Source organism: Actinokineospora sp., assembly GCF_050699995.1.
Taxonomy (GTDB): domain Bacteria; phylum Actinomycetota; class Actinomycetes; order Mycobacteriales; family Pseudonocardiaceae; genus Actinokineospora.
The window spans coordinates 1-2,136 of record NZ_JBOHGC010000487.1; the positions used below are offsets into that span (position 1 = coordinate 1).

Annotated in this window: 2 protein-coding genes and 1 pseudogene; 1 reads left to right on the forward strand and 2 read right to left on the reverse strand. The window is 72.7% G+C overall.

What is annotated here, in order from left to right; genetic code table 11:
• The coding region (locus ACRDSQ_RS24310; protein ID WP_431424282.1) for a sensor histidine kinase at positions 1-415 on the forward strand (415 nt) is incomplete at its 5' end.
• Positions 416-430: 15 nt separating this feature from the next.
• Here ACRDSQ_RS24310 and ACRDSQ_RS24315 read toward each other — a convergent pair.
• The gene (locus ACRDSQ_RS24315; protein ID WP_431424284.1) at positions 431-991 is read right to left on the reverse strand and encodes a GtrA family protein; all 561 of its coding nucleotides are present in this window, start codon (positions 989-991) and stop codon (positions 431-433) included.
• A 52-nt stretch (positions 992-1,043) separates the two neighbouring features.
• Positions 1,044-2,136: pseudogene (locus ACRDSQ_RS24320) on the reverse strand (sigma-70 family RNA polymerase sigma factor); the annotation flags it as partial.

The following is a 2,136-nucleotide window of genomic DNA, read 5'->3' on the forward strand; positions in this document are numbered from 1 at the left end:
GGGCCGGTCGCTGCGGCTGCGCCTGCCCGCGGGCCTGCTCGCCAAGGCCACCCCCGCCCGGCTGCGCGAGGCGATCGGCGTGCTGCTCGAAAACGCGCTGCGCCACGGCGGCGGCACGGTGACCCTGTCGGCCCGCAACGGCGACCACACCCGCGCGGACACGGTCGTGGTGGAGGTGACGGACGCGGGTGCCGGGGTGCCGCAGGAACTGGCGCAGCACATCTTCGACCGGGGCGTGTCCGGGGCGGGTTCCACGGGTCTGGGGCTGGCGCTCGCGCGGGCGCTGGTCGACTCCGACGGCGGCAGGCTGGAGCTGTCCACGGCCCGCCCGGCGACGTTCACGGTGTTCCTGCCCGTCCCGAAGGCGGGCGACGTGCGGGGCGTCCGCTGGTCCACCGACCGCGCACCACGGTAGCCGGCGCGGTCGAACCTAGGAGTGGCCGAGGGCTTCTTCCGGCTCCACCTCGGGCTCGTCTTCCTCGTAGACCCGGGTGCCCTTGCGGGCGCCCAGCTCGTCGGGGAAGACCCACTTCTTGAAGCCCCAGAACCGGAAGAACATCGCGAGCAGCATGCCGATGATCGACCCGCTGGCGAAGTCGGCGATCTCCTGCACCAGCAGGCTGACGTGCGGGGTCTCCAGATCCAGCACATAGCGCGAGATGTAGGGCGGGATCAGGTTGATCGCCACACCGCCGCCGCTGATGAGGAAGAACAGCGCGGCCTCGTGGTGGGCCTCGCGGCCGCCTCGGGTCCGGAAGGACCACTCGCGGTTGAGGATGTAGGACACGATCGTCGCCACGATCACCGCGATCGCCTTCGCGGTGATCGGTTTGTCCTCGAGGATCGTGAACTTCAGGACGTACCAGATCGCGTTGTCGATGACGAACGTCGTGCCGCCGACAATCGCGAACTTGAGCATCTCGCGGTGCCTTATCAGCACTTTGCGCAGCGGCCCCGGAACGCGGGCCAGCACGGACTCGACGACGGTCACCCCGGCAGTCTACGGAGGCTCCCGGGCCGATCTCCGGGCGGTCCGGACCAGGTCAGCTCGGGCAGGGCACGTCCCAGCGCTTCGGCCGGTGGTCGCCGCCGATGCACAGGGGGGTCGGCATGGTGCCGGGCTCGGTCGACGGCGGCGGCTCCGGCGTGGGTGTCGGAACCACCGGCGCGGGCGGCGTGGGGCTCACCTTGGTGGGCACGCGGTGCTTCGTCGGCTCGGCCGGATCGGACGGATCGGACGTCGGCTTGGTGTTGGTCGCCGACGCCGAGACGTGGCCCGGCCAGCCGGGGCCGTGCGCCCAGGGGATCCGGACGGTGTCCTGGTCGGTCGCCGTGCCCAGAACCGCGGTGACGGTGATCCGGCGCGACTTGCCATCGTGCGGGTGATCGTGGCCCCGGCCGAGCCGGAACACCACGTTGACGGCCTGGTTCGGCGCCAGCGGCTCGGTCGCGCAGTCCATCTGCGACGGCGTCTCCGCGCACTGCAGCGGCCGGGTCGAGGCGAGCAGGCGCCCGCCCTCGTCGACGCCGAGCGAGACGGCCTTCGTGCTTGTGCCGGTGTTGACCACCCGGACCCTGAGGATCACGTCGCGCTGCCACGGCCACAGGTGGGAGAACCAGCCGTCGGCGCTCGCCTGGGCGCGCACGTCGACGCCGTCGGTGGTCGCGGGTTCCTGGACCACGACCGGGACGGAGACGCTGACGGTGAGCTGCCGGCCCGCGCTCACCGTGCCGGAGATCTGTCCGCCGGTGGCGCCGGAATCGGCGACCAGGCGGAACAGCAGGGTGACCGAGTCGCCGGGGTTGAGGCCCTCGGTGGTCCCGCAGGTGACCGACCCGGTGCCGCCGGGGCAGCGCACCGAGTCGCTGCGCTGGGTCGACTGCCGGGGCGCGTCGAAGCGCAGCAGGGCGTTGTGGGTCAGCCGGTTCGGGCCGGAGACCGCGCGGACACCGGGTGGCAGGTTCAGGGTCGCGCTGATCGGCTCGGAGACGCTGCCGCCGGTGTTGCGCACGGTGATCGGCAGGTCGACCGGGTCGCCGCCGGGCACGAGCGAGACCGCCTGGGCGGGCCCTTCGGCGGACAGGTCGGCGGGCGCCGGTTTCGCCGTCGGTGTCGGCGACGGCGGTGGTACCGCC